The sequence below is a fragment of the Scytonema sp. HK-05 genome (genome assembly GCF_963872035.1).
Classification (GTDB): domain Bacteria; phylum Cyanobacteriota; class Cyanobacteriia; order Cyanobacteriales; family Nostocaceae; genus Kalymmatonema.
Genome location: NZ_CAWMYC010000127.1, coordinates 22422 through 43065, shown reverse-complemented (window position 1 = coordinate 43065; position 20644 = coordinate 22422). Strand labels below are relative to the sequence as shown.

The window sequence follows — 20644 nt, the reverse complement described above, 5'->3', positions numbered from 1 at the left end:
TTTGCTACGTGGTGTAAATGACTTGAATGAATGAATAAGACACGAGCCGTCCTAACTTCGGGGCGGGCAAGATGCCCACCTTACAAAAACTGTATTCAATACAACTGAGAATAGTTATAAAGACAGAAGATTAATAATGTGATCAGGATTTTGTCTTGCTTGCGTTTCAATCACTTGCAGCTTTCATTGTTATTATGCAATAGCTCTCAAAGTTCTGTCCAAGACCTTTTTTGCGCTAAGGTGATACCAAATAGGTATCACCGCTATGGAACTGCGACAGATAAAATATTTCGTCACTGTTGCTGAGGAATTAAACTTCCGTCGCGCAGCCGAACGGCTATACATGGAACAGCCGCCACTGAGCCGTCAAATTCGCCATTTGGAAGAAGAACTGGGTGTAGAGTTATTCCACCGTACAAAGCGCGGTGTCACCCTTACCCAAGCAGGACAAGCATTCTTGGAGGAGGCGCGGCTCACACTCGCACAAGCAGAACAAGCAGTACAAGCAGCAAAGCTGGCAAGTCGTGGCAAACAAACCACGCTTAAAGTTGGGTTTTCGATTTGTACCTTTAATCGGATACTGCCGGAAATGATACAGGCATTTCGCCAAGATTTTCCTAATGTAGAAGTCAATCTGCAAGAAATGACTACTGTAGCGCAAGTACAAGCGTTGCAAGCAAGTGAAATTGATGTTGGGTTCCTGCACTTGCCTATCCATGCAGATGATTTACAGACAGAAGTCGTTATTCTAGATCAATTCGTCGCAGTTTTACCAGAAAATCATCCGTTAGCGAAACTACCCCAGTTATCATTGCGATCGCTCGCCGAAGAACCGTTTGTTTTGTTCTCCAGACAAGCCAAACCCGATTTTTACGACCAAATCATCAATACTTGCCAGCAAGTTGGTTTCACGCCACGTATAGTTCAAGAAGCTACGCCGCCAGAAGTCGCGATCAGTTTTGTAGCGGCTGGGGTAGGAGTTTCACTCGTGACTGCTATCCATCAAGAAAAGCAGAACTCTGGTGTTGTCTTCCGAACGATTAGTGACGCGATGGGCAAAGCCCCGCCTCCGGCGATCGCACCACTGGAAATTGGTCTTGCTTGGCAACAAAATAATACATCTTCGGTTGTGCGTTCCTTTGTGGAGATGGCAAAGAAAATCAAATCCCCAAACTGAATGTTTTCTCTGTTCTGCCGTCAATTTTTTTGGAAATTAAACCACAGATGGACACAGATAATTTATCTACGCCCATCTGCGGTTTCAAAGAGCCAAAAACCAGATTTTTGCAACAAATCTATTCTCACTTTTTCGCGTTGCTCCCATACAACACAGGATTAGAAGTTATTAAGCTTGCAATGCAATCAAGCGTGCATACAACCCATTTTTCTCCAGCAACTGTTGATGATTGCCAATTTCAACAATCTGTCCCTTATCCAACACAACAATCCTGTCAGCTTTACGGATTGTAGAAAGTCGGTGGGCGACGACAAATGTGGTACAATTATTCATTAACCGTTCAAGAGCCTCTTGAATCAAAGCTTCCGATGCAGTGTCTACTGAAGCCGTTGCTTCATCTAAAAACAGCACTTTGGGATGACGAACCAAAGCACGGGCGATCGCCAGGCGTTGACGCTGCCCACCTGAGAGTTTTGTTCCATTTTCACCAATCAGAGTATCAAGTCCCTGTGGTAAGTTGAGGATAAATTCTAGTGCGTTAGCATCTTGAATTGCTTGGTGTAATTGCCGTTCACTCACCCCTTGCAACCCATAAAGAACATTTTCCCGCACAGTCCCCTCAAACAGAATCGTTTCTTGGGGAACTACTGACACAAACTGGCGATAAGTTCTTAAATCCAGGGCGTTCATATCTTGCCCGTCGAGATAAATCTGTCCTTGTGTTGGTCGCAGAAAACCAATCACAAGATTCAGCAAGGTGGACTTTCCGGCTCCTGAAGGACCTACAAACGCAATTGTTTCACCAGGCTTAACATGAAGCGAAATATTATCAACTGCTGGATGCTCGCTGCTAGGATAGATGAAACTAACAGCATCAAATAAAAATTCTCCTCGCACTTGCCTGACTGGCTGCTTGCCTTGATTGAGTTCTATATCTGGACACTCCAAAATTTCACCCACCGACCGAATCGACTCAAAACCTGTTCCAATCTGTGGGAGTACTGCCAGAATTTGGACGATGGAATTCGTGAGGGCGTCAAAATAACCTGTTAACAGAATCACGTCACCAGAAGTGATTCCCATCTTACCAGTGTAAGCCATATAAGCAGAGGTTACCAGACAGATCGCACTAAACAGGCGCAGCGTCACCCAGCTCGATGCATTAGTTATAGCGTTAATGCCATCTAAACTCATTGCCGCCCTTTTTACTGAGATAAGACGCTGTTGTGTCCGATCAATTTCGGTTTCTTCGATCCCATGCGCCCGCGTGACTGGAACAAGCTTAATCATCTCAATCAGGTGAGAAGACATGCCCTCCATTTGTCGGCGGAAAATATGGTTTCGTTGTTGAATCGGCTTTTTAAGGACTTGCACTAAAATCACTGCCGCCGGCACTGTTGCAGCGAAGAAGAACAAAAACTTCCAGGCACGCATGGCAGTAATGGCGATCGCAATCAGAATAGTCAATAACGCTGAAGGTAGAAACTGAAAAATCGAGCTAGTCAGTTGCTGAATTTCTTCCACATCTCGCAGCAGCTTAACTTGTAGTACGCCTATACTACGTTGCTTGTAAAATCCGATGGAAAGCTGTTGCAATTGTCGCGTCAATAAATCGCGCACATTAGTTTCCATTTGGCGGGTTGCTGCACTCAAACTCATGATGTGCAAATAGTGAGTGGGAATATTTTGGACGATGGATACGGCTAAAATCGCCCCATTAAGCCATAGCTGTGTTAGGGAATGCTCTTGAGGGCGAGATATGATATCGATGATGTTGGCAATGACAACCGGTCGAATCCACTCCGGACTGTGTTTGATAACGTAGAACACCATTGACAGTGCTAGCTTATCCCAGTCATGAGAGTACAGCAAAAGTAACGTTTTAAATGGTGCATGACTGCGGTAAAAAGGCAATAGCAGCTTTGTGTTGGATTGTCGCTTGTGGTTTGGTCCGTTCATGGAACAACTTAACTACACTACCTTTGGTACAACTTTAGTTGAATTCACGGAAAACGCCTTGCCGTTCAAATATGTTTTCGCGCGCAAGCTTAACTTTTTGGCATATGTACCAATCCTAAAAAAAATACAGCACCGATAGATTGTATTGTGTCAGTAGTTTAATGACTGTGATCGTTTTACCCCTATCACTGCTGTTTCTCTCAACAGTTAGATGCACTCTATTTTGCATCGTGTAACGCTATGAGAGCGAGTTTTGACAATTTTTTGGAAAGACAAATTTGTGGATATCAGCAGACGAGATGTATTGAAGGTAGTTTCTACTTCAGGTTTGGTTGCGGCAGGATTGGCAGGTGCAGAAGGGTTCTTCTCACAACTACAAGCCCAAAATAGACCTGCTCAGACGAAAAGCGGTGAAATGATCTACAGAACTTTAGGACGCACCGGAGAAAAAGTATCTGTGATTGGTTTAGGAGGTCACCATATTGGACGACCAAAAGATGAGCAAGAGGGTATTCGTCTCATCCGGGCTGCTATAGATCGTGGGATCAATTTCATGGATAACAGCTGGGACTACCATAACGGAGGAAGCGAAATTCGCATGGGTAAAGCTCTCCGGGACGGTTACCGTCAAAAGGTTTTCCTCATGACTAAAATAGACGGTCGAACTAAACAGGCGGCTACTCAGCAAATTGACGATTCTCTAAAACGTTTGCAGACAGATCGTATTGATTTGCTACAGCATCATGAAATAATTCGCATGGAAGACCCAGACCGTGTCTTTGCTCCTGGTGGTGCAATGGAAGCTGTGGTAGAGGCTCAAAAAGCAGGCAAGATTCGCTACATTGGCTTTACCGGACACAAAGATCCTCTAGTTCACCTGAGAATGCTGGAAGTTGCCACTCAAAATAACTTCCATTTCGATACAGTGCAGATGCCACTGAATGTGATGGATGCTCATTTCAGAAGTTTTGAACAGCAAGTTCTACCCAAACTAGTAACGGATGGCATTGGTGTACTGGGTATGAAATCAATGGGTGACCAAAATATTCTTAAGAGCAATACAGTGAAACCCATCGAATGCCTCCACTACGCCATGAACCTGCCAACTTCAACCGTGATTACAGGTATTGAAAGCATGGAAATTCTAAACCAAGCGTTTGAGGCAGTACGCACGTTTAAGCCAATGAGCCAAGAACAAGTCAGGGCGCTGCTCAATCGAACTCGCTCTGTCGCTGCAAAAGGTCAGTACGAGCCATTTAAGACTAGTAGTCAATTTGATAGTACAGCTAAGAATCCGGAATGGTTAGGATAACTGTAGGCATAGGACAAGTGTGGGTTTCTCAGTCACCCACACTCTCGTGGCTTCCGCCTTTAATTTCTGTGATCTAAGGGCATCATTGCAGGCATTTTTGATAAAATCTGGCTCGTAGAAGAGATTAATCACCACCCTCCTGCAAGTCTTGTGCAAATGGTGACAGCTTGTCTAAGGAGTTAGCTACTGCCATGACTTGTTCTGAAGTCTTGCTGGCAATATTAGCAAATTCCAGAACAGATTGGCTGGCGGAGGTTGAAGCCTTTGCTTGCACAGGAGCGGTTTGGGCAAGCTCCTCGACCAGTTTTTTCATTTGGTCAGTTATAGTGATAATCTCATTGAGCTTGAGCTGAGTTTCTTTTACCAATTCAGTCCCAAGCATTGTCTGTTCTGCCCCAGACTCCATAACAGCAATAGCTTCATTGGCTTGTGTCTGAATTTGGGCAACGAGTGATTCTATTTCTGCTTCTGCAATACTCGCGTTCAATTCCTGCACTTGAGAAAGTGCGTTGTCAGCAAGCATTGCCAATTTTTGACCAGCTTCAGGGCTGCGACTTGCTTCAAGTGCCGTATTCATGACTTGCAGCTTTAGTTGAGATGCAATATTACTAATGAGGCTGGCTACCTGGGAGAGCTTTTGGGAAGGTTCGTCTAGACGCTGGACTTTTTCGGCAGCTTCCACAATTGTTGTTTGGATAGCACTGAAGGTGTCTAAAATCGGGTTCATAGACTCATGCCCATCCTGTACTAACTGGCTCAGCCGCTGATCCTGGAGTTCTGCTTGTTGCGCACAAATCAGCATTCTCAAAGCCGAATCAGCCAACGTTTGAATTTGATTGTAGGCATTTGTAACAGACTCCATCTGGCCGAGAGCCTCGCTTGAAAGGGTTTGGACAACTGTTTCACTACCTGTGAGCAGTTCTGACACCTGACGCTGGAGTGCTTCTTTTTGTTGACGCTGCTCACGTTCTGCAGCTTCAGCAAGTTCGTACGCCTGCTCTACCTGGTATAGCAGCCGGGAATGGTCCAGAGCAAATCCCACTTGCGTAGCTATCTGGGCGAATAAATTAATTTCATACTCCTGCCAATCACGGGGTCCGGAGCACTGATGTGCAATCAATAAGCCAAATAGCTGGTCGTCCTTGAGAATGGGTGCAACCAAATTTGCCTTGACAGCAAAGGGTTCGAGTTGGCTAATGTAACAATCGGTCAAACCTGCTTCATAAATGTTATTGGTCGCTTGCACTCGACCTGCTTGGTACATTTCTACATAGCCCTGTGCGAAGCAGGGGTCTTTGATTTTGGCTCGCAACGCTTTCGGAAAACCAGGAACAACTGATTCTGCAATCACAGTTCCATACCCATCCGCGTCAAAGCCATAAACGAGCAATCGGTCAGCCCTGAGTGCTTTGCGAACTTCTTCAACAGTGCTTTTAAGGACATCTTCTTCGTTGAGCGATTCGCGAATGCGGCGCGTTATGTCCCCAAGCAATTGAGTTCGCACACCTTCTGCATCGATTCGTTGAAGCAGCCGGGCATGGTCGAGAGCAAATCCCACTTGCATCGCGATCTGGGTCACTAAATCAATTTCATACTGCTGCCAATTACGGGGTCCAGAACACTGATGTGCAATCAATAAGCCAAATAGCTGCTCGTCCTTGAGAATGGGCGCAACCAAATTTGCCTTGACAGCAAACGGTTCGAGTTGACTAATGTAACAATCGGTCAAACCTGCTTCATAAATGTTATTAGTCGCTTGCACTCGACCTGCTTGGTACTGTTCTACATAGCCCTCTACAAAGCAGGGGTCTTTGATTTTGGCTCGCAACGCTTTCGGAAAACCTGGAATCACGGATTCTGCAATCACGGTTCCATACCAGTCGGCATCAAAGCCATAAACAACGACTCGGTCAGCGCTCAATGCTTTGCGAACTTCTTCAACGGTGGTTTTAAGGACATCCTCTTCGTTGAGCGATTCCCGAATGCGGCGGGTAATATCTATAAATATCTGAGCTTGATCAGCTTTCGTATCTATCCGTTCTAGCAGCTTAGCGTAGTCGAGAGCGAATCCCACTTGCGCAGCTATCTGGGTGCAGAAATCAATTTCGGATCGCTGCCAAAAGCGGGGTCCGGAACACTGATGTGCAATTAATAAGCCGAATAGCTGGTCGTTCTTGATAATCGGCGCAACCAAATTTGCCTTGACAGCAAATCGTTCTAGCAACCCAATATGACAATCACCGAGATTAGCTTTATAAATATCATCAATAGCACGAACACGACCATTTCGGTATTGTTCGACATACCCTCCCTGAAAACAGGGGTCTGAGATTGTCGTCCACAATGTTTTCGGCAACCCAGGGGCAACGGATTCTTCTACAAAGGTTCCATCCAACTTGGAATCGAAACGAAAGATGACCACGCGGTCAATTCTTAGAGCCTTGCGAACTTCTTCAACAGTCGTTTTGAAGACATCTTCTTCACTAAGCGATTCCCGAATACGTTGGGTAATGTTGATCAACACCCGCGATCGCTCAGCTTCAGCTTCTTGTTTCCATAGCAAATCCGGAAGCTGTTCTTTTACTAAGCTCATGTTTGTCTCTAAGACAACCAGTTCATCTTTGCTCGCGATGGGAGCGCGAGTACCAACTTCTTGACGCAGGCTATTCACCATACTGCTAGAGACTGCAGTCGCGTTCAGGACTGGACGAATGGCGCGATTCGCTAGAGTTGCTGCGATCGCACCTGCCAACGCTGCCGTCACCCCCGTTTCAATTAACAGAAGTGACAGTAGTCTGTCTACTGCTTCACTTTTTGCTGAACCTGCAGCATTCGTTTGTCTAGATTGGGAAATTTCTTTGGAAGTCAACTGGCTACCAAAATAGTAAGTGACTGTACCAACTGCCAACACAGGGAGCATACTAACACCTAGCGCCCAAGCTATTGCCTTAGTTTTCAAGCTCGATTCCTTTCGCTGCTGCTGAGGAACCTCTTGAAGCTTTTTTGCCTGATTAAATTTTTGCTCGGCTTGCTTTTGAGAAGGCTGACTCATACACGATATCTAGTTCTGCTGCAAAAAGTTATTGAGGACAAAAGTATCGCTCACTACATCCATTTCCTTAACCAAGGAGGTAGGGTAATGCACCGTTGGAATTGCTACTGACTTAAAGGTAGATTAAAAAGCTGCAACCTTGTCCTGACTTTATTTAGGGCTTTTGTGTAGGGCTAAAGAAGCGCCACAACTAGGGGTATTAGAGTTCCAGCAATTGGGGCAAAATAGCTCTAAAACTCTTACATGGTTTGCTTTTCACTCCTTAGCCTTTTTGCCTTTCCTCAAGGGTCTGATGTTCCAAATTAATAACTTTATTATATGAGTATTCAATATTATTAAAGTATATTATATTCTTACGTGAATTTTTTATTAACCATTCAAAAGCTGTGTGCGCGAACTTTTTACAAAAATGAGTAAAATAAGCGCAACTGCACATAGCAAAGCCACTATTCTTAGCGTTGGGTTGTCCCAATGTTTCACAGCAACTGCTACCATTGCCCAAACTGTGACTCCTGTATAAGCAATGTCTCGGCGCTGGACAGTCATGAACGTAGCAACTGCGGCTGCAACTAGCAACAAAATAATTGTCCATACTTCGGCAGAAATTCCCCAACCATTCCAACGCACAAAATACAACGCACACGCCACATTCACAATCGTTGCTACACTAATCCACGCTAGATAAATGCTTAGAGGAATGTGGACGCACCACTTCTTTAAACGAGATACAGGATTTGTGCCAATCCCTAACCGTACATATATAGTCATCAAAGGTAGCAAAATTCCTAGCATTGCTACGACCGAAAGAGCAAAAAGCCGGGACAGGAACAGATAAACCCAGATACTTTGGGCAAAACAAGCAATCACTAGCAAGTAGCTTATTTTACGTAAATCGGAATCATGCCTTTGGTTTGGCAGAACTTGGTAGATTCCTAATGCAAAAAGACCAAGGTAAATCAATCCCCAAATAGCAAAGGCGTAGTTAGCAGGAATAATCTGCACGTTCTTGAACAGAGTGTTAGAAATTTCACCAATACTGAGTCCATTTAAGGGAAAAATATTCGACACGACATTGACGACAAAAGCGCCGATAATTGCAGCTAGGGTCACAAGCTGTCGCAGTAAATCTTGGTCATAGCTAGAGTTGGATTGCTGCATAGCTACTATTGCACCACTTATAGATACTCTGTTGTGCTTCTAGCTTACATCTTCTTTATTGCAGCTTGACAACTCAGAAGCAACGAGCATAAGTTTAATATAACAAACGTTCGATATAAAAAAATAAGTAAACCGAGAGATGCCAAAGATTGTTGACCATGATCAATACCGCAAAGAACTCCTCAGTAAGTGTTTTGACTTATTCGCTGAGAAAGGCTATGCTGCCATTACCATGCGCCAAATAGCTGAAGGGTTAAGTGTTTCTACTGGGACGCTGTATCACTATTTTCCTAGTAAACACGCGTTATTTGAGCAATTGGTGGAAGATATATGTGAGCGAGATGTGTTGCTGGCAAAGGCTGAGTTGGAAGGAAAGCAAACTTTGCCGGAACGGATGGAAGCTTTAGGAAAATTTTTAGCTAAAAACGAAAATTATTACATTAAGTGGACTTATTTACAAGTTGATTTTTGTCAGCATCAAGACTCTAAGGAAATGCAGGGTAGTAATGCGTTTCAACGTGCAACGAAGCGATATGAACAGACAATCTGTGATATTTTAGGCATTCAAGACCCAGTGCTAGCTTGGTTTATTTTTAGTCTGATGGATGGCTTAATCCTAGAGCGACTTATGGATAATGAAATGGTTTCTATTACCGAACAATTTGCTTTGTTGAGCAAAATGCTAACGGCATATTTAGAAAAACAACTATCGAATCATACTGCTAACAGCTAATGAGTGAGGAAAATTTATGAATGTTAAAGTATTATCAAAACCTGGGAATCGATGGTTAATTGGGCTAGTTGTAGGTGCAACTGCAATCACAGGTGGAATTGTTTTTTATGGCATTTCTCAATATGGGATGGTTAGTCAAAAACCCGCACCTAAAGTGGAAACTGCTCCTCCAGTAAAAAAAGTCACAGCATTAGGACGACTCGAACCGGAAGCTGAGGTGATTAACTTGTCTGCACCTCTAGCATTGGATGGCGATCGCATAGCTCAACTGCTTGTCAAAGAGGGTGACAATGTAAAAGCTGGACAAGTTGTGGCGCTTCTCGACTCACGAGATAAACTCCAAGATGCTCTATCGCAAGCACAAGAGCAAGTTAAGATGGCTCAAGCCAAACTCGCACAAGTAAAAGCTGGGGCGAAATCTGGGGAAATCGTTGCTCAAAAAGCAACCATAGAGAGATTGCAGGCGCAGTTGCAAAGTGATAGACTCGCGCAAGAACAAGCGATCGCCCGATTAGAAGCGCAGTGGCTAGGCGACAGGACAGCCCAAGAAGCAACAATTCGCAGACTTGAGGCGCAACTCAACAATGCTCAAGCCGAAGATCAACGCTATCAGCAGTTATACAAAGAAGGAGCCGAATCTCGTTCCTTATTTGATAGCAAACGCTTGGCTTTAGAAAGCGCACAACAGCAACTCAACGAAGCCAAAGCAGTTCTTAACCGAATTAATACCACTGCTAGCAAACAAGTTCGTGAAGCGAACGTGGCGCTACAAAGAATTAATATTACTGGTGTCAAGCAAATTAAAGAAGCCAACGCCACCCTGAATAAGATTGCGGAAGTTCGTCCTGTGGATGTGCAAGCGGCGCAAGCGGAAGTGGATAATGCTTTTTCAGCTGTCAAACGCGCACAAACTGACTTGGAACAAGCTTATATCAAGGCACCAACAGCAGGAAGGATACTGAAAATTCATACGCGAGTTGGAGAAAAAATAAGTGACTCTGGCATTGCTGACTTAGGGCAAACTGAGCAAATGGTTGCTGTTGCAGAAGTTTATCAATCCGACATTAGTAAAGTGAAAACTGGACAAAAAGCAGTTGTCAAAGGTCAAGGGTTCAACGGAGAATTGCAAGGAACCGTTTCGCTCATTGGCTTGCAGGTTAACCGACAGAACGTTTTCAGTAATCAACCAGGGGAAAATCTGGATAAGCGAGTCATCGAGGTGAAAATTCGCCTCACACCGGAAGATAGCAAGCGAGTTGCAGGTTTGACCAACTTGCAAGTGCAGACAGCGATTGAACTGTAAATTTTCATTGGGAAAAAATATAACGGATGTTCGTTATAGATTGGTGTGACAAGGAGGAGATTTCTAAAAAATGCTGTGTAAAACGTCTCGAATCCGAATTCTCAGGAAAACTTATCCTTGGACAGTTTTGGCAATTACAGCTTGTAGACTCACATACTTAAACGGTGTCAAAAGGAATAGAGAAAAAAATCGTTTTTTGATGGCTTACTTCAGGATCGACTTTGCAAGCATTCTATCGCTCATGAATGACATGCTTTTTTGAATTAACTAGAGAAAAGGTATCAAAATGCTGAAAACTATCTACTTAATTCTTTGCATCTTAGGTACTGTTTTACCGTATTCACAATTTGTTCCCTTTCTTTTAGAACATGGGCTGGATGTGAACCTTTTCGTAGAACAGCTTTTCACTAACAGAATTTCCGCATTTTTTGGTATGGATGTGATTGTCTCATCACTGGTTCTGTGGGTATTTGTCTATTGGGAAGGTTCGCGTTTGAAGATGCAAAATTTGTGGATTTATATTGCAAGTAATTTGTTAGTTGGTGTTTCTTTGGGCTTGCCTTTGTTTCTCCTTATGCGACAACGCAAACTTGAAGAAACAACAGTAAACAACAAGATTCCCGACTTCTTGAAGAAGTCGGGAATCTAAGCCGATCTTAGTGTGTCAAGGAGTTTTTTGAAATGTTTCGTAAATGGCTTCGTAGAACCCCGCTGGCATTGCGGCAGGTGATGAAAGAAAAAACTCGTCTAGCAGTGGCAGTAGCAGGTATTGCCTTTGCAGATATGCTGATATTTGTGCAAATGGGCTTTCAAGATGCACTTTTTGACAGTGCGACACAGCCTCATCGCCTGCTAGAAGCAGATTTGGTGATGACTAATCCCCAACTTCAAACCCTGTTCTCTGTCAAAAGCTTTTCTCGTGAACGACTTTATCAAACGTTGAGTCATCAAGGCGTTGAGTCGGTGAGTTCTGTCTACATCAGTTTGGGACAGTGGAAAAATCCAGAAACTCGGATTAACCGCTCCATTTTGATTTGGGGAATTGAGCCAGACGCTCCTAGCTTGAATTTGCCAGAAGTGAAGCAAAATGCAACGCATCTTAAACTTTTAAATAGAGTATTGTTTGACCGTGCTGGACGTCCAGAGTACGGGGCTGTAGCCGACGGTGTGCAAAAGCACGGAACGCTGGAAGCAGAACTTAATAATCAGAACATTCAAGTCACTGGGCTGTTTACCATTGGTGCTTCATTTGCAGCTGATGGTAATGTGATTACGAGTGATTCAACGTTTCTGAAATTGTTTCCAGAACGTCAACCCAATCAAATAGAAGTCGGTTTAATTAAACTCAAACCTGGTTTCGATCCAACTCAAGTCCAAGCACAGCTTGCTAAAGAATTGTCACCAGATGTGCGAGTTTTAACACCAGAAGGTTTTGCGGCGGTGGAAAAATACTACTGGGAAAGCCAAGGGACGATTGGATTCATTTTCGGACTTGGTGTGATTGTAGGATTTATTGTGGGAATCGTGATTGTGTACCAGATTCTCTACAGTGATGTTTCCGACCATTTACCAGAATATGCCACGTTGAAGGCAATGGGCTATAGCGACGGCTATCTTCTCGGTGTCTTATTTCAAGAAGCATTGCTGTTGGCGGCGTTGGGGTATGTGCCTGGATTTTTGATTGCGATCGCACTCTACCAGTTGACATACACGGCAACACTGCTACCCATTGCCATGACGCTTGCCCGTGCAATTACTGTATTTATCATAACGATAGTGATGTGCAGCTTTTCTGGGGCAGTCGCGATGCGGAAGTTACAATCTGCCGACCCTGCAGATGTGTTTTAGTGAGTGATGACAGAAATTATGTTCAAGGTAGACATCAATGTCAAATGACTCGACAAATGCATTGAACAATGAAACTCGTGATGCGTGGAACAGTAACGCTTCTGTTTGGGACGCCCGCATGGGTGATGACGGGAACGACTTTCATCAAGTACTGATTCGTCCAGCGATCGAAAGGCTGCTGGAGGTAAAAACAGGCACTCGCATTTTGGACATAGGCTGTGGTAATGGGCTGACAACCCGCAGATTAGCCAGCTTGGGCGCACAGGTGGTAGGAATAGATTTTGCCGAAGAGATGATTGCCTCTGCCCGCAGGAGAACTCAACAGCATGAAACATCAATTGAGTATCACGTTCTAGATGCTACGGATGAGACAGCTTTACTTGGGCTGGGGGAACGTTCCTTTGATGCTGCTGTATCCGCGATGGCACTTATGGACATGGCAGAAATTGATCCCCTGCTACGGGCACTGACAAAGTTACTACAACCTGGAGGTTGCTTCGTCTTTGCCGTGATGCATCCTTGCTTCAACAACACATATGTCAGTATGGCTGCAGAAGTCAAGGATTGTGAAGGTCAGCTTGTGAGTGAATACTCAGTCAAAGTGTCTGGGTATCTACAACCCTCCACCACAAAAGGATTAGCACTTGAAAATCAACCAAAACCACATCTGTACTTTCATCGACCGTTGCACGTCCTATTAGGTGCAGCATTCCGTGCTGGGTTTGTGCTGGATGGCTTGGAAGAACCTGCTTTTCCATCTGACCATCCTTCTAACACTCGCTTTTACAGTTGGTCTAACTTTACCCAAATTCCACCTGCGCTTGTTGCCAGGTTGAGATTTTCTGATGAATAGACAAGATTGCGGAATGTGAGTTCCATCTGTGTCCATCTGTGTCCATCTGTGGTTAATTCTTCTTTTTTTTGGAATGAATGCAAGAAGTCTAATTGTTACGCAAATCCTAGGCAGTTAGTCAATAACATTCACATCGAGAACAAACTATGAAAAAAGTAACTTCTTCTCATAACTCAATTCACTTAGTCACAACTCAACCCGTCATCTCTGCCAGTAACCTCAATCATTACTTTGGTGAAGGTACGCTTCGCAAACAAGCCTTATTTGATATCAACCTAGATATTTACTCTGGTGAAATTGTGATTATGACTGGACCTTCAGGTTCAGGAAAAACAACTTTGTTGACTCTTATGGGAGGACTACGTTCTGCCCAAGAAGGAAGTTTAAAGATTTTAGGACAGGAAATCTGTCGTGCGAGTAAAAAGCAGCTGCGAGATATTCGCCGTCAAGTTGGCTATATTTTCCAAGCACATAACCTCATGACATTTTTGACAGCGAAAGAAAATGTCCGGATGTCGTTAGAGTTACATGACGAGTTTTTAGATCAGGACATGGATGCTCAAGCAGTTATGATGTTGGAGAGTGTTGGTTTGGGAAATCGTGCAGATTACTACCCAGAGAATTTATCAGGTGGACAAAAGCAACGGGTGGCGATCGCCCGCGCCCTGATTAGTCAACCAAAGATAGTCCTAGCAGACGAACCCACTGCTGCACTCGATAAAAAATCTGGGCGTGATGTTGTGGAATTGATGCAGAAGTTAGCGAAAGAACAAGGCTGTACAATTTTGCTGGTGACTCATGATAACCGTATTCTTGATATAGCCGATCGCATTGTGTATATGGAAGATGGTCGTCTCGTCAGCGATGGTGTAGATGCTGCTGCGAAGGTGGGTTAATGCGCTCATACGCCTCCCACGACTTGAAACTTGCGTCAAGAGGCGATAATGCCATTTCTGGCAAGCAAGTTGCTACACCTACACATCACGCGCTTTGAAAAAATTATAGATAGCAAGAGTAATAGCTAAAACTAGCGCTATATGAATTAAATTCCCCGCAATATGAAGTACCAACCCTAATACCCAAAAAGCAAACAGTAGAACGACAAGACCCCAAAGTATGCCCAACATAATTTTTGATTCCCGTTCCAACTAGAGGATTTCTACCAGAGTACTTTTAGTTGACCACAAAAAATAATTTAGACACAAATTTTTAACAACACTCGTCCCTGTTGTATCCAACGAGGCAATTAGAGCGAAAGTGCAACCCGATGATTTTAGTCATAGTCAGGTGGTAGCAGTTATGGATCGCCTGCGTGAGGTAGCGGGAGCAACACGGAGCTATTGCCACCCACTCTTAGCCATTGTTTACCACGGCTTTTGACAACAATTTCATGACTCTAATAGTATTCTAGGATGGCATATTGCTTTTTCAGCTTGAGTTCTTAAGGAGAATAAGTCATGACCATTTGGGTAAATGAACAAATTGATTCATCCGGCATGATTCATGCTTGTATTGCTTGCTGTAACGAGTCTCAAGCCAAAGATTGCCATCAGTCCTTTGAGCAAAATTTGACTGAAGAGCAAAAGGCATGGGGTTGGGTGGCGCGATTGCGGACGGTCAATTCTTGGGATGACGTTCCAGTCAATGCTTTAAAGCTGGATTAACAGTTATATTCGTTCCTTACGGTATCGGGAAAAAAAGAATTCTTTCCTTGCCAAATAGAACATATTTTATTTGTGGGGACGCAACTGTATTGTGCGTTCTTCTTAATTTTTCGTTTCTTTTACCGATTCCTATAGGGGCGCAAGCCACTGCGCCTCTACTGCCTTAGTTTCTATAGCGCAACTCAATTGAACAAAGTAATTATAAATCTCGTGTCCACCCCCCTCATTCCCCTTACAAGAGGGTGGAAGACAGAGGAAAAACTTTTATTTATTGTTGCATAAGTGGTTCATTATTTCTTTGGTGTACCTTACTCCGGGTTCTTACCGCTATATTGGCACAACCACAGCAGGTATATCAGAATATGAGCGAAGATAAGGTTAAAGAAATATTAAGAAAATAATATAATATTAGAAAAGCTTCAAATAAACTAATCTATTATGGAAAATAGATGTGTTTGTTGACTATTTAAGAGTTATCATCGGTACAAAAGATGAATTGAAAAAAAAACTTGTAAAAAAGAAAGAAAGTTGAGTGAACTATCCAACAGTTTACACTGCTCTTCCAGGCTCTCCCATCCATTTGGTTGGCAAAACGGGACAAGCTGTTCAAATTTCAATTCATTCTCCTAGTCAGTATATCTGTGCCAACCGCGAGCAGATATTACCAGATTGGAAAAAACAAGTTTCTTTGTGGGTCGTGATTGTTTTACAGCAATCAGGATATGAATTAGTGGAAAGTACCCCGGAAATTGAGACAGAAAAAGAACGGTTGCGGGAAAAGTTTATGAGATTTGGTTGTGATGTTGCCTTTAATCTGCGCGATCGCAACTATTTAACAGACGTGATCGACCCCCGCACAGGCTATCCTTTGCTTTCGCGTCCGGGGAAAATTTTGCACGACGACACTGCAGCGGTGAAAGCTTTACTGCGCTACCCAGTCATTCAAAACAAATGCCGCGTGCTCATCCATCCCAGTTGGGGAATGGCAGTTTATCCCGGCATTTTGATCTCACAAGCTCCCCCATTCTTGATCGAATGGGTGATCAGGAGCATAGCTCCCTTGCATGGTTGGAAAATGAAGACTGAAGACTGAAGAATAATAAAGGATGAAGACTTCATAATTTTTTGTACTCTTGATACCATTGCACAAAAGAATTTATACCTTGCTCAAGGGGAGTACTGGGCTTAAATCCAACATCACGCATCAGGTCATCTACATCAGCATAAGTTGCGGGAACATCTCCGGGTTGCATCGGTAATAGGTTTTTCACTGCTTTCTTGCCAAGCGCCTTTTCTAGCACCTCAATAAACGTCATCAATTCCACAGGATTATTGTTACCGATGTTGTAAAGTTTGTAACGGGCATTACTGTTCGCTGTGTTGGATTCAGGTGGTTTGAGCATCACCCGCAAGACGCCCTCAATGACATCGTCAATGTAGGTAAAATCTCGCTGCATTTTGCCGAAGTTGTAGACATCTATGGGCTTACCTTCTTCTATCGCTTTCACGAATTTGAAATACGCCATGTCGGGTCTTCCCCAAGGACCATAAACTGTAAAAAAGCGCAGCCCGGTTGTGGGAATTTGATAGAGATGACTATAAGTATGGGCAATCAATTCATTTGCTTTTTTGGTTGCAGCATACAGCGAAATCGGGTGGTCAACATGATCGCTGACGGCGAAGGGAACTTTGGTATTGACACCATAAACAGAACTTGAGGAAGCAAATACCAAGTGCTTGATTTGACTTTGTCGGCATCCTTCTAAGAGGTTAACAAAGCCTGTAACATTGCTATCTAAGTAAGCCCAAGGGTTTTGCAAAGAGTAGCGCACGCCTGCTTGGGCAGCAAGGTGAACGACATAGTCAAAGCTGTAGTCTTGAAAGAGTTGAGCAATCTCAAGGCGATCGCCGTCTGGGCGTCCCCCTTTGGGGCGATCGCTCAACTCTAAAAACTGAAACGTAAACCCAGGCTGCGGGTGAAGCTGCGCCAAACGAGCTTTTTTTAGGTTGACATCGTAATAGTCATTCAAATTATCAATCCCTATGACCTCGATTCCTTGTTGCAAAAGACGCTGTGCTAAGTGATAGCCAATAAATCCAGCAACACCAGTAACCAGTACCCTCATCGTTAACACCACTCAAAAGTCCATAATAGACATCATATTCATTCACCGAAGTAGGGGTGTGCTGTTTGTCGAAGGATCATCAATAACGCTATACCAAATAAATGAATACCAAGTTGCGTTCCTACATCTTACCCTCCCTCCCTCTTACCCTCTCTCCCTCTTACCCTCCCTTTCTCCTATAAACTAACCCTTACGAGGTCGTCGCAACTTCTTAGAACGAATAGGTCCTAAAACTTGGTTGAGTGCGCGCAGCTGTTCGGCTGTCCCCATAGCGATCAGAACATCTCCCGGCATAAAGACCGTTTCAGCTGTAGGACCACCGATGAGTTCACCATTGGCGCGGCGAATTGCCAAAAGCAGGGCACCTGTTTGCGCTCGTAATTGTGCCTCTTCTAAAGTTTGACCAATAAAAGGACAAACACCAGGAGCTAGCAAAAATTCTTCCATGTACAACTGTCGGTCCGTACCAGAGATGATCCCGTCTACAAAGTCCATGACTTCGGGTCTGAGGGCTGCTGCCGCCATACGTTTTCCGCCAGTGATGTAGGGAGAAATGACGGCATCTGCGCCGGCACGTTGTAATTTTTGTAAAGCTTCCTCTGTGCTGGCGCGGGCGATCGCCCTAATCTTTGAATTCAATGTTTTCGCTGATAAAACTACGTATAAATTTTCAGCATCTGAAGGAAGTGCCGCAACGATACAAATTGCCCGTTCAATACCAACTTTAAACAATGTTTCATCCAGAGTCGCGTCTCCTTGGCATACAACGTAACCTTGAGCTTGGGCGATTTGTACAGATTCTAAACGCGAGTCAATAATGACAAAAGGAACGCCTTCTGCCCGAAATTCTATGGCAATTTGGCGACCTGTCCGGCTAAATCCACAGATGATATAATGTTCTACTAAGGATTCCATTAAACGCCTCTGTTGTCGTATTATAATTCCGTGTTGGAAGTAACCTTGAATGACAGCTTCTGTGAATCTGTTCACAATGTAACCAATACTGATAACTCCCATCAAAATTAAGGCGATGGTAAATAATCTTCCTCTCGGTCCTAGCGGTTGGGTTTCACCGTAGCCAACAGTCGCCAACGTGATGACAGTCATGTAAGCTGCGTCCTCCCAAGACCAATGCTCCACAAATCGATACCACAAAGTGCCAATCAGGAAGACACCAGCAAGGGCGATAATCCCCGCCTTTAACTCTTGCTGGATACGTTGATATTTTTGCTCAAGTGTTGAGTACACAGTTTTTTCCCATCACCACTCGTTTGAGAATATCTGAGTGCTAGCTTAATATGAAGTTTGTAAGAAGATTTTTTTCCAGATTCTCATAGAAACCAGCAACCAACGATAAGATGACAAGTTTTTAGGAGTTAAGTCAGTAGTGAGCATACAAACTCTGGTTGAACAAGCGACGATAGCGTCTAGCCCCTTTGACACAGATAGTTTCAATCAAGCTGTCATGTCCACCTACGCACGGTTTCCTATAGCCCTAGAACGGGGCGCTGGATGCCGTGTTTGGGATACACAGGGGCGAGAATATCTCGACTTTGTGGCTGGGATTGCCACTTGCACTCTCGGACACGCCCACCCTGCTTTGGTGGAAGCAGTGACACGGCAAATACAGAAGCTACACCACGTTTCTAATTTGTACTACATCCCTGAGCAGGGAGAGTTGGCAAAGTGGATAGTGCAACATTCCTGTGCTGAACGCGTATTCTTCTGCAACTCCGGGGCAGAAGCTAATGAAGCCGCAATTAAACTGGTGCGAAAATACGCACACACAGTACTACAAATTGAAAAACCAATCATTTTAACGGCACGCGACAGTTTCCACGGAAGGACTTTGGCAACAATTACCGCCACAGCTCAACCGAAGTATCAAAAGAACTTTGAACCTTTGATGCCTGGTTTCCACTATGTGCCTTACAATGATATTGGTGCGGTGGAAGCAGCGATCAGCGAACTGGATGAAGGCGATTACCGCGTGGCAGCAATTTTGATAGAACCATTGCAGGGCGAAGGCGGCGTACGACCAGGGGATCTTGCCTACTTCCAAAAGTTACGGCAGATTTGCAATGAAACTGGCGTTTTACTCATTTTCGATGAAGTGCAAGTCGGTATGGGACGCAGCGGCAAGTTATGGGGTTACGAGTGTCTTGGCGTTGAACCGGATATCTTCACCAGCGCCAAAGGCTTGGGCGGTGGTATCCCCATCGGGGCAATGATGTGCAAATCATTCTGCGATGTTTTCCAACCAGGAGAGCACGCTAGCACTTTTGGCGGAAATCCTTTTGCCTGTGGAGTTGCTCTCACCGTTTGCCAAACTTTGGAACGGGAGAACATTTTGCAAAATGTACAGGATCGGGGTGAACAGTTGCGAGATGGTTTGCGGGCGATCGCCGCAAAATACCCCAATCACATCACCGAAGTACGCGGTTGGGGTTTGATCAATGGTTTGGTGTTGAACCCAGATACCCAGTTAACAGCGGCGGACGTTGTCAAAGCGGGGATAGATGAGGGTTTATTGCTCGTTCCAGCAGGTCCCAAAGTCGTACGGTTTGTGCCACCCTTAATTGTGACACAGGCAGAAGTAGAGCAAGCGTTACAAGCTGTTGACAAAGCAATGGCGGCTGTGACAAAAGAGTGAAGATAAAAGAATGAAGAGAGAAGAATTTATTCTTTCTTTTTTCTTCTATCTTCATTCTTTTCTCTTTTTCCCCTATCAAAACATAATGGGAGCGCGAGAACCCCTGTGTTTTTAACCCTTGTCATTACCAACATCTTTGTAGTGACTGGGTGGCAAAATCAGCCCCCCAGCACATATCTTGTAATCGCATCCAACCTCGCCATAAAGTTTGCCAACCAGGAAGGGCATCTGCTTTGCGTGCTAAAAAACCACCAAGACGAGCGATCGCCACCCAAAACTCGGCAAGGGTGAGTTCAGGGGAAGACAAGCGCAAGCGGGCGACGAGAACTTGTAACATGGCTTTTGGCACAAAAAAAGAAGCTTTGGCATGATAGATGAGTGCGGCTTAGGGAACGTAGCTGTAGCAATCGCACTTAGGCAATCGCAAAAAAGCCAAGTAATGTCACCAAAGAAGTAGCTTGTTCGAGTTGACGCTTTTCCAGAGCGCAACCAGTTTTAAGACACTTGTGATATTCCTCAATTAACCAACGTGTGCTGTACCAATCGAGTTGTATCAAGGCGTCACAAGCATCAGTCACAGGCACGGTAGTAAACAGAATCCATTCCAAATCGCCATCAGGTTCCCAACAACGAATCCACCAACCTGGAATGGGCTGAAGATTCGCTCACAACCAGTTGCAGGTGGTTGAATCGTTAGTGATGACCAAGCAACCTGTAGGTACACATCACGTTTGGGTTCACCGTTACGACCACGCAGTGCAATTGTCTTTGCTGCCATTGGTTCTAAACAACGAGCAAAGGCTTTA

Annotated in this window: 21 protein-coding genes; 12 read left to right on the top strand and 9 right to left on the bottom strand. The window is 44.3% G+C overall.

Going from position 1 to position 20644, the window contains the following annotated elements:
* The first annotated feature begins 265 nt into the window (after positions 1-265).
* Complete coding sequence (locus tag AACT52_RS28090) at positions 266-1177, top strand: LysR family transcriptional regulator (protein ID WP_073634125.1); 912 nt, start codon at positions 266-268, stop codon at positions 1175-1177.
* A gap of 168 nt (positions 1178-1345) precedes the next feature.
* Here the strand turns inward: AACT52_RS28090 and AACT52_RS28085 are convergent, their stop codons facing one another.
* A complete protein-coding gene (locus AACT52_RS28085; RefSeq protein WP_073634124.1) occupies positions 1346-3136 on the bottom strand; it encodes an ABC transporter ATP-binding protein in 1791 nt (596 codons plus the stop codon).
* A 280-nt stretch (positions 3137-3416) separates the two neighbouring features.
* Here AACT52_RS28085 and AACT52_RS28080 point away from each other — a divergent pair, with 280 nt between their 5' ends.
* A complete protein-coding gene (locus AACT52_RS28080) occupies positions 3417-4448 on the top strand; it encodes an aldo/keto reductase (protein ID WP_073634142.1) in 1032 nt (343 codons plus the stop codon).
* A 124-nt stretch (positions 4449-4572) separates the two neighbouring features.
* Here the strand turns inward: AACT52_RS28080 and AACT52_RS28075 are convergent, their stop codons facing one another.
* Positions 4573-7500 carry a methyl-accepting chemotaxis protein gene (locus AACT52_RS28075; RefSeq protein ID WP_073634123.1) on the bottom strand — a complete coding sequence of 976 codons (2928 nt, stop codon included), beginning with the start codon at positions 7498-7500 and terminating at the stop codon, positions 4573-4575.
* Between the two features lie 369 nt (positions 7501-7869).
* On the bottom strand, positions 7870-8658 hold the full coding sequence (locus AACT52_RS28070; RefSeq protein ID WP_073634122.1) for a tryptophan-rich sensory protein: 789 nt from the start codon (positions 8656-8658) through the stop codon (positions 7870-7872).
* A gap of 139 nt (positions 8659-8797) precedes the next feature.
* Here AACT52_RS28070 and AACT52_RS28065 point away from each other — a divergent pair, with 139 nt between their 5' ends.
* From AACT52_RS28065 to AACT52_RS28040, 6 genes are all read left to right on the top strand, one after another.
* Positions 8798-9391, top strand: a complete 594-nt coding sequence (locus tag AACT52_RS28065; protein ID WP_073634121.1) for a TetR/AcrR family transcriptional regulator — start codon at positions 8798-8800, stop codon at positions 9389-9391.
* A 16-nt stretch (positions 9392-9407) separates the two neighbouring features.
* Complete coding sequence (locus AACT52_RS28060; RefSeq protein WP_073634120.1) at positions 9408-10694, top strand: ABC exporter membrane fusion protein; 1287 nt, start codon at positions 9408-9410, stop codon at positions 10692-10694.
* A 286-nt stretch (positions 10695-10980) separates the two neighbouring features.
* Positions 10981-11343 carry a DUF2834 domain-containing protein gene (locus tag AACT52_RS28055; RefSeq protein ID WP_073634118.1) on the top strand — a complete coding sequence of 121 codons (363 nt, stop codon included), beginning with the start codon at positions 10981-10983 and terminating at the stop codon, positions 11341-11343.
* Between the two features lie 32 nt (positions 11344-11375).
* On the top strand, positions 11376-12542 hold the full coding sequence (gene devC, locus AACT52_RS28050; RefSeq protein WP_073634117.1) for an ABC transporter permease DevC: 1167 nt from the start codon (positions 11376-11378) through the stop codon (positions 12540-12542).
* Between the two features lie 37 nt (positions 12543-12579).
* Positions 12580-13395 (top strand): class I SAM-dependent methyltransferase, encoded by an 816-nt coding sequence (locus tag AACT52_RS28045; RefSeq protein WP_073634116.1) that lies wholly within the window; start codon positions 12580-12582, stop codon positions 13393-13395.
* A 146-nt stretch (positions 13396-13541) separates the two neighbouring features.
* The gene (locus AACT52_RS28040) at positions 13542-14291 is read left to right on the top strand and encodes a DevA family ABC transporter ATP-binding protein (protein ID WP_073634115.1); all 750 of its coding nucleotides are present in this window, start codon (positions 13542-13544) and stop codon (positions 14289-14291) included.
* A 78-nt stretch (positions 14292-14369) separates the two neighbouring features.
* On the opposite strand, the gene AACT52_RS28035 is transcribed toward AACT52_RS28040, so the two are convergent.
* Complete coding sequence (locus AACT52_RS28035) at positions 14370-14522, bottom strand: lmo0937 family membrane protein (protein WP_096549466.1); 153 nt, start codon at positions 14520-14522, stop codon at positions 14370-14372.
* 130 nt (positions 14523-14652) lie between these two features.
* Here AACT52_RS28035 and AACT52_RS28030 point away from each other — a divergent pair, with 130 nt between their 5' ends.
* From AACT52_RS28030 to AACT52_RS28020, 3 genes are all read left to right on the top strand, one after another.
* The gene (locus tag AACT52_RS28030; protein WP_272937121.1) at positions 14653-14775 is read left to right on the top strand and encodes a hypothetical protein; all 123 of its coding nucleotides are present in this window, start codon (positions 14653-14655) and stop codon (positions 14773-14775) included.
* Positions 14776-14852: 77 nt separating this feature from the next.
* Positions 14853-15059 carry a hypothetical protein gene (locus AACT52_RS28025; RefSeq protein ID WP_041035271.1) on the top strand — a complete coding sequence of 69 codons (207 nt, stop codon included), beginning with the start codon at positions 14853-14855 and terminating at the stop codon, positions 15057-15059.
* Between the two features lie 532 nt (positions 15060-15591).
* The gene (locus AACT52_RS28020) at positions 15592-16152 is read left to right on the top strand and encodes a methylmalonic aciduria and homocystinuria type D protein (protein WP_073634114.1); all 561 of its coding nucleotides are present in this window, start codon (positions 15592-15594) and stop codon (positions 16150-16152) included.
* Between the two features lie 22 nt (positions 16153-16174).
* Here AACT52_RS28020 and AACT52_RS28015 read toward each other — a convergent pair whose 3' ends face one another.
* Together AACT52_RS28015 and AACT52_RS28010 are read right to left on the bottom strand one after the other, a co-directional pair.
* Entirely contained in the window at positions 16175-17185 is a 1011-nt protein-coding gene (locus AACT52_RS28015) for an NAD-dependent epimerase (protein WP_073634113.1), read from the bottom strand.
* A 183-nt stretch (positions 17186-17368) separates the two neighbouring features.
* The gene (locus AACT52_RS28010) at positions 17369-18433 is read right to left on the bottom strand and encodes a potassium channel family protein (RefSeq protein ID WP_073634112.1); all 1065 of its coding nucleotides are present in this window, start codon (positions 18431-18433) and stop codon (positions 17369-17371) included.
* A gap of 139 nt (positions 18434-18572) precedes the next feature.
* Between AACT52_RS28010 and AACT52_RS28005 the strand changes: the two genes are divergently transcribed.
* Positions 18573-19838, top strand: coding sequence for an aspartate aminotransferase family protein (locus AACT52_RS28005; protein ID WP_073634111.1), 1266 nt, complete (start codon positions 18573-18575; stop codon positions 19836-19838).
* Between the two features lie 124 nt (positions 19839-19962).
* Here AACT52_RS28005 and AACT52_RS28000 read toward each other — a convergent pair whose 3' ends face one another.
* The 3 genes from AACT52_RS28000 to AACT52_RS27990 all read right to left on the bottom strand — a co-directional run bounded on the left by AACT52_RS28000 (position 19963) and on the right by AACT52_RS27990 (position 20616).
* The gene (locus tag AACT52_RS28000; protein ID WP_445263931.1) at positions 19963-20187 is read right to left on the bottom strand and encodes an IS4 family transposase; all 225 of its coding nucleotides are present in this window, start codon (positions 20185-20187) and stop codon (positions 19963-19965) included.
* A gap of 64 nt (positions 20188-20251) precedes the next feature.
* A complete protein-coding gene (locus AACT52_RS27995) occupies positions 20252-20422 on the bottom strand; it encodes a transposase (RefSeq protein WP_143172898.1) in 171 nt (56 codons plus the stop codon).
* A complete protein-coding gene (locus AACT52_RS27990) occupies positions 20413-20616 on the bottom strand; it encodes a hypothetical protein (RefSeq protein ID WP_073634109.1) in 204 nt (67 codons plus the stop codon). The genes AACT52_RS27995 and AACT52_RS27990 overlap by 10 nt, the downstream gene beginning before the upstream one ends.
* Positions 20617-20644 lie beyond the last annotated feature (28 nt).

What these genes read in the sequence shown, in the direction of transcription:
- AACT52_RS28090 (WP_073634125.1), top strand. Translation starts at nt 266, where the DNA reads ATGGAACTGCGACAGATAAAATATTTCGTCACTGTTGCTGAGGAATTA.
- AACT52_RS28085 (WP_073634124.1), bottom strand. Translation starts at nt 3,136, where the DNA reads ATGAACGGACCAAACCACAAGCGACAATCCAACACAAAGCTGCTATTG.
- AACT52_RS28075 (WP_073634123.1), bottom strand. Translation starts at nt 7,500, where the DNA reads ATGAGTCAGCCTTCTCAAAAGCAAGCCGAGCAAAAATTTAATCAGGCA.
- AACT52_RS28070 (WP_073634122.1), bottom strand. Translation starts at nt 8,658, where the DNA reads ATGCAGCAATCCAACTCTAGCTATGACCAAGATTTACTGCGACAGCTT.
- AACT52_RS28065 (WP_073634121.1), top strand. Translation starts at nt 8,798, where the DNA reads ATGCCAAAGATTGTTGACCATGATCAATACCGCAAAGAACTCCTCAGT.
- AACT52_RS28060 (WP_073634120.1), top strand. Translation starts at nt 9,408, where the DNA reads ATGAATGTTAAAGTATTATCAAAACCTGGGAATCGATGGTTAATTGGG.
- AACT52_RS28055 (WP_073634118.1), top strand. Translation starts at nt 10,981, where the DNA reads ATGCTGAAAACTATCTACTTAATTCTTTGCATCTTAGGTACTGTTTTA.
- devC (WP_073634117.1), top strand. Translation starts at nt 11,376, where the DNA reads ATGTTTCGTAAATGGCTTCGTAGAACCCCGCTGGCATTGCGGCAGGTG.
- AACT52_RS28045 (WP_073634116.1), top strand. Translation starts at nt 12,580, where the DNA reads ATGTCAAATGACTCGACAAATGCATTGAACAATGAAACTCGTGATGCG.
- AACT52_RS28040 (WP_073634115.1), top strand. Translation starts at nt 13,542, where the DNA reads ATGAAAAAAGTAACTTCTTCTCATAACTCAATTCACTTAGTCACAACT.
- AACT52_RS28035 (WP_096549466.1), bottom strand. Translation starts at nt 14,522, where the DNA reads ATGTTGGGCATACTTTGGGGTCTTGTCGTTCTACTGTTTGCTTTTTGG.
- AACT52_RS28025 (WP_041035271.1), top strand. Translation starts at nt 14,853, where the DNA reads ATGACCATTTGGGTAAATGAACAAATTGATTCATCCGGCATGATTCAT.
- AACT52_RS28015 (WP_073634113.1), bottom strand. Translation starts at nt 17,185, where the DNA reads ATGAGGGTACTGGTTACTGGTGTTGCTGGATTTATTGGCTATCACTTA.
- AACT52_RS27990 (WP_073634109.1), bottom strand. Translation starts at nt 20,616, where the DNA reads ATGGCAGCAAAGACAATTGCACTGCGTGGTCGTAACGGTGAACCCAAA.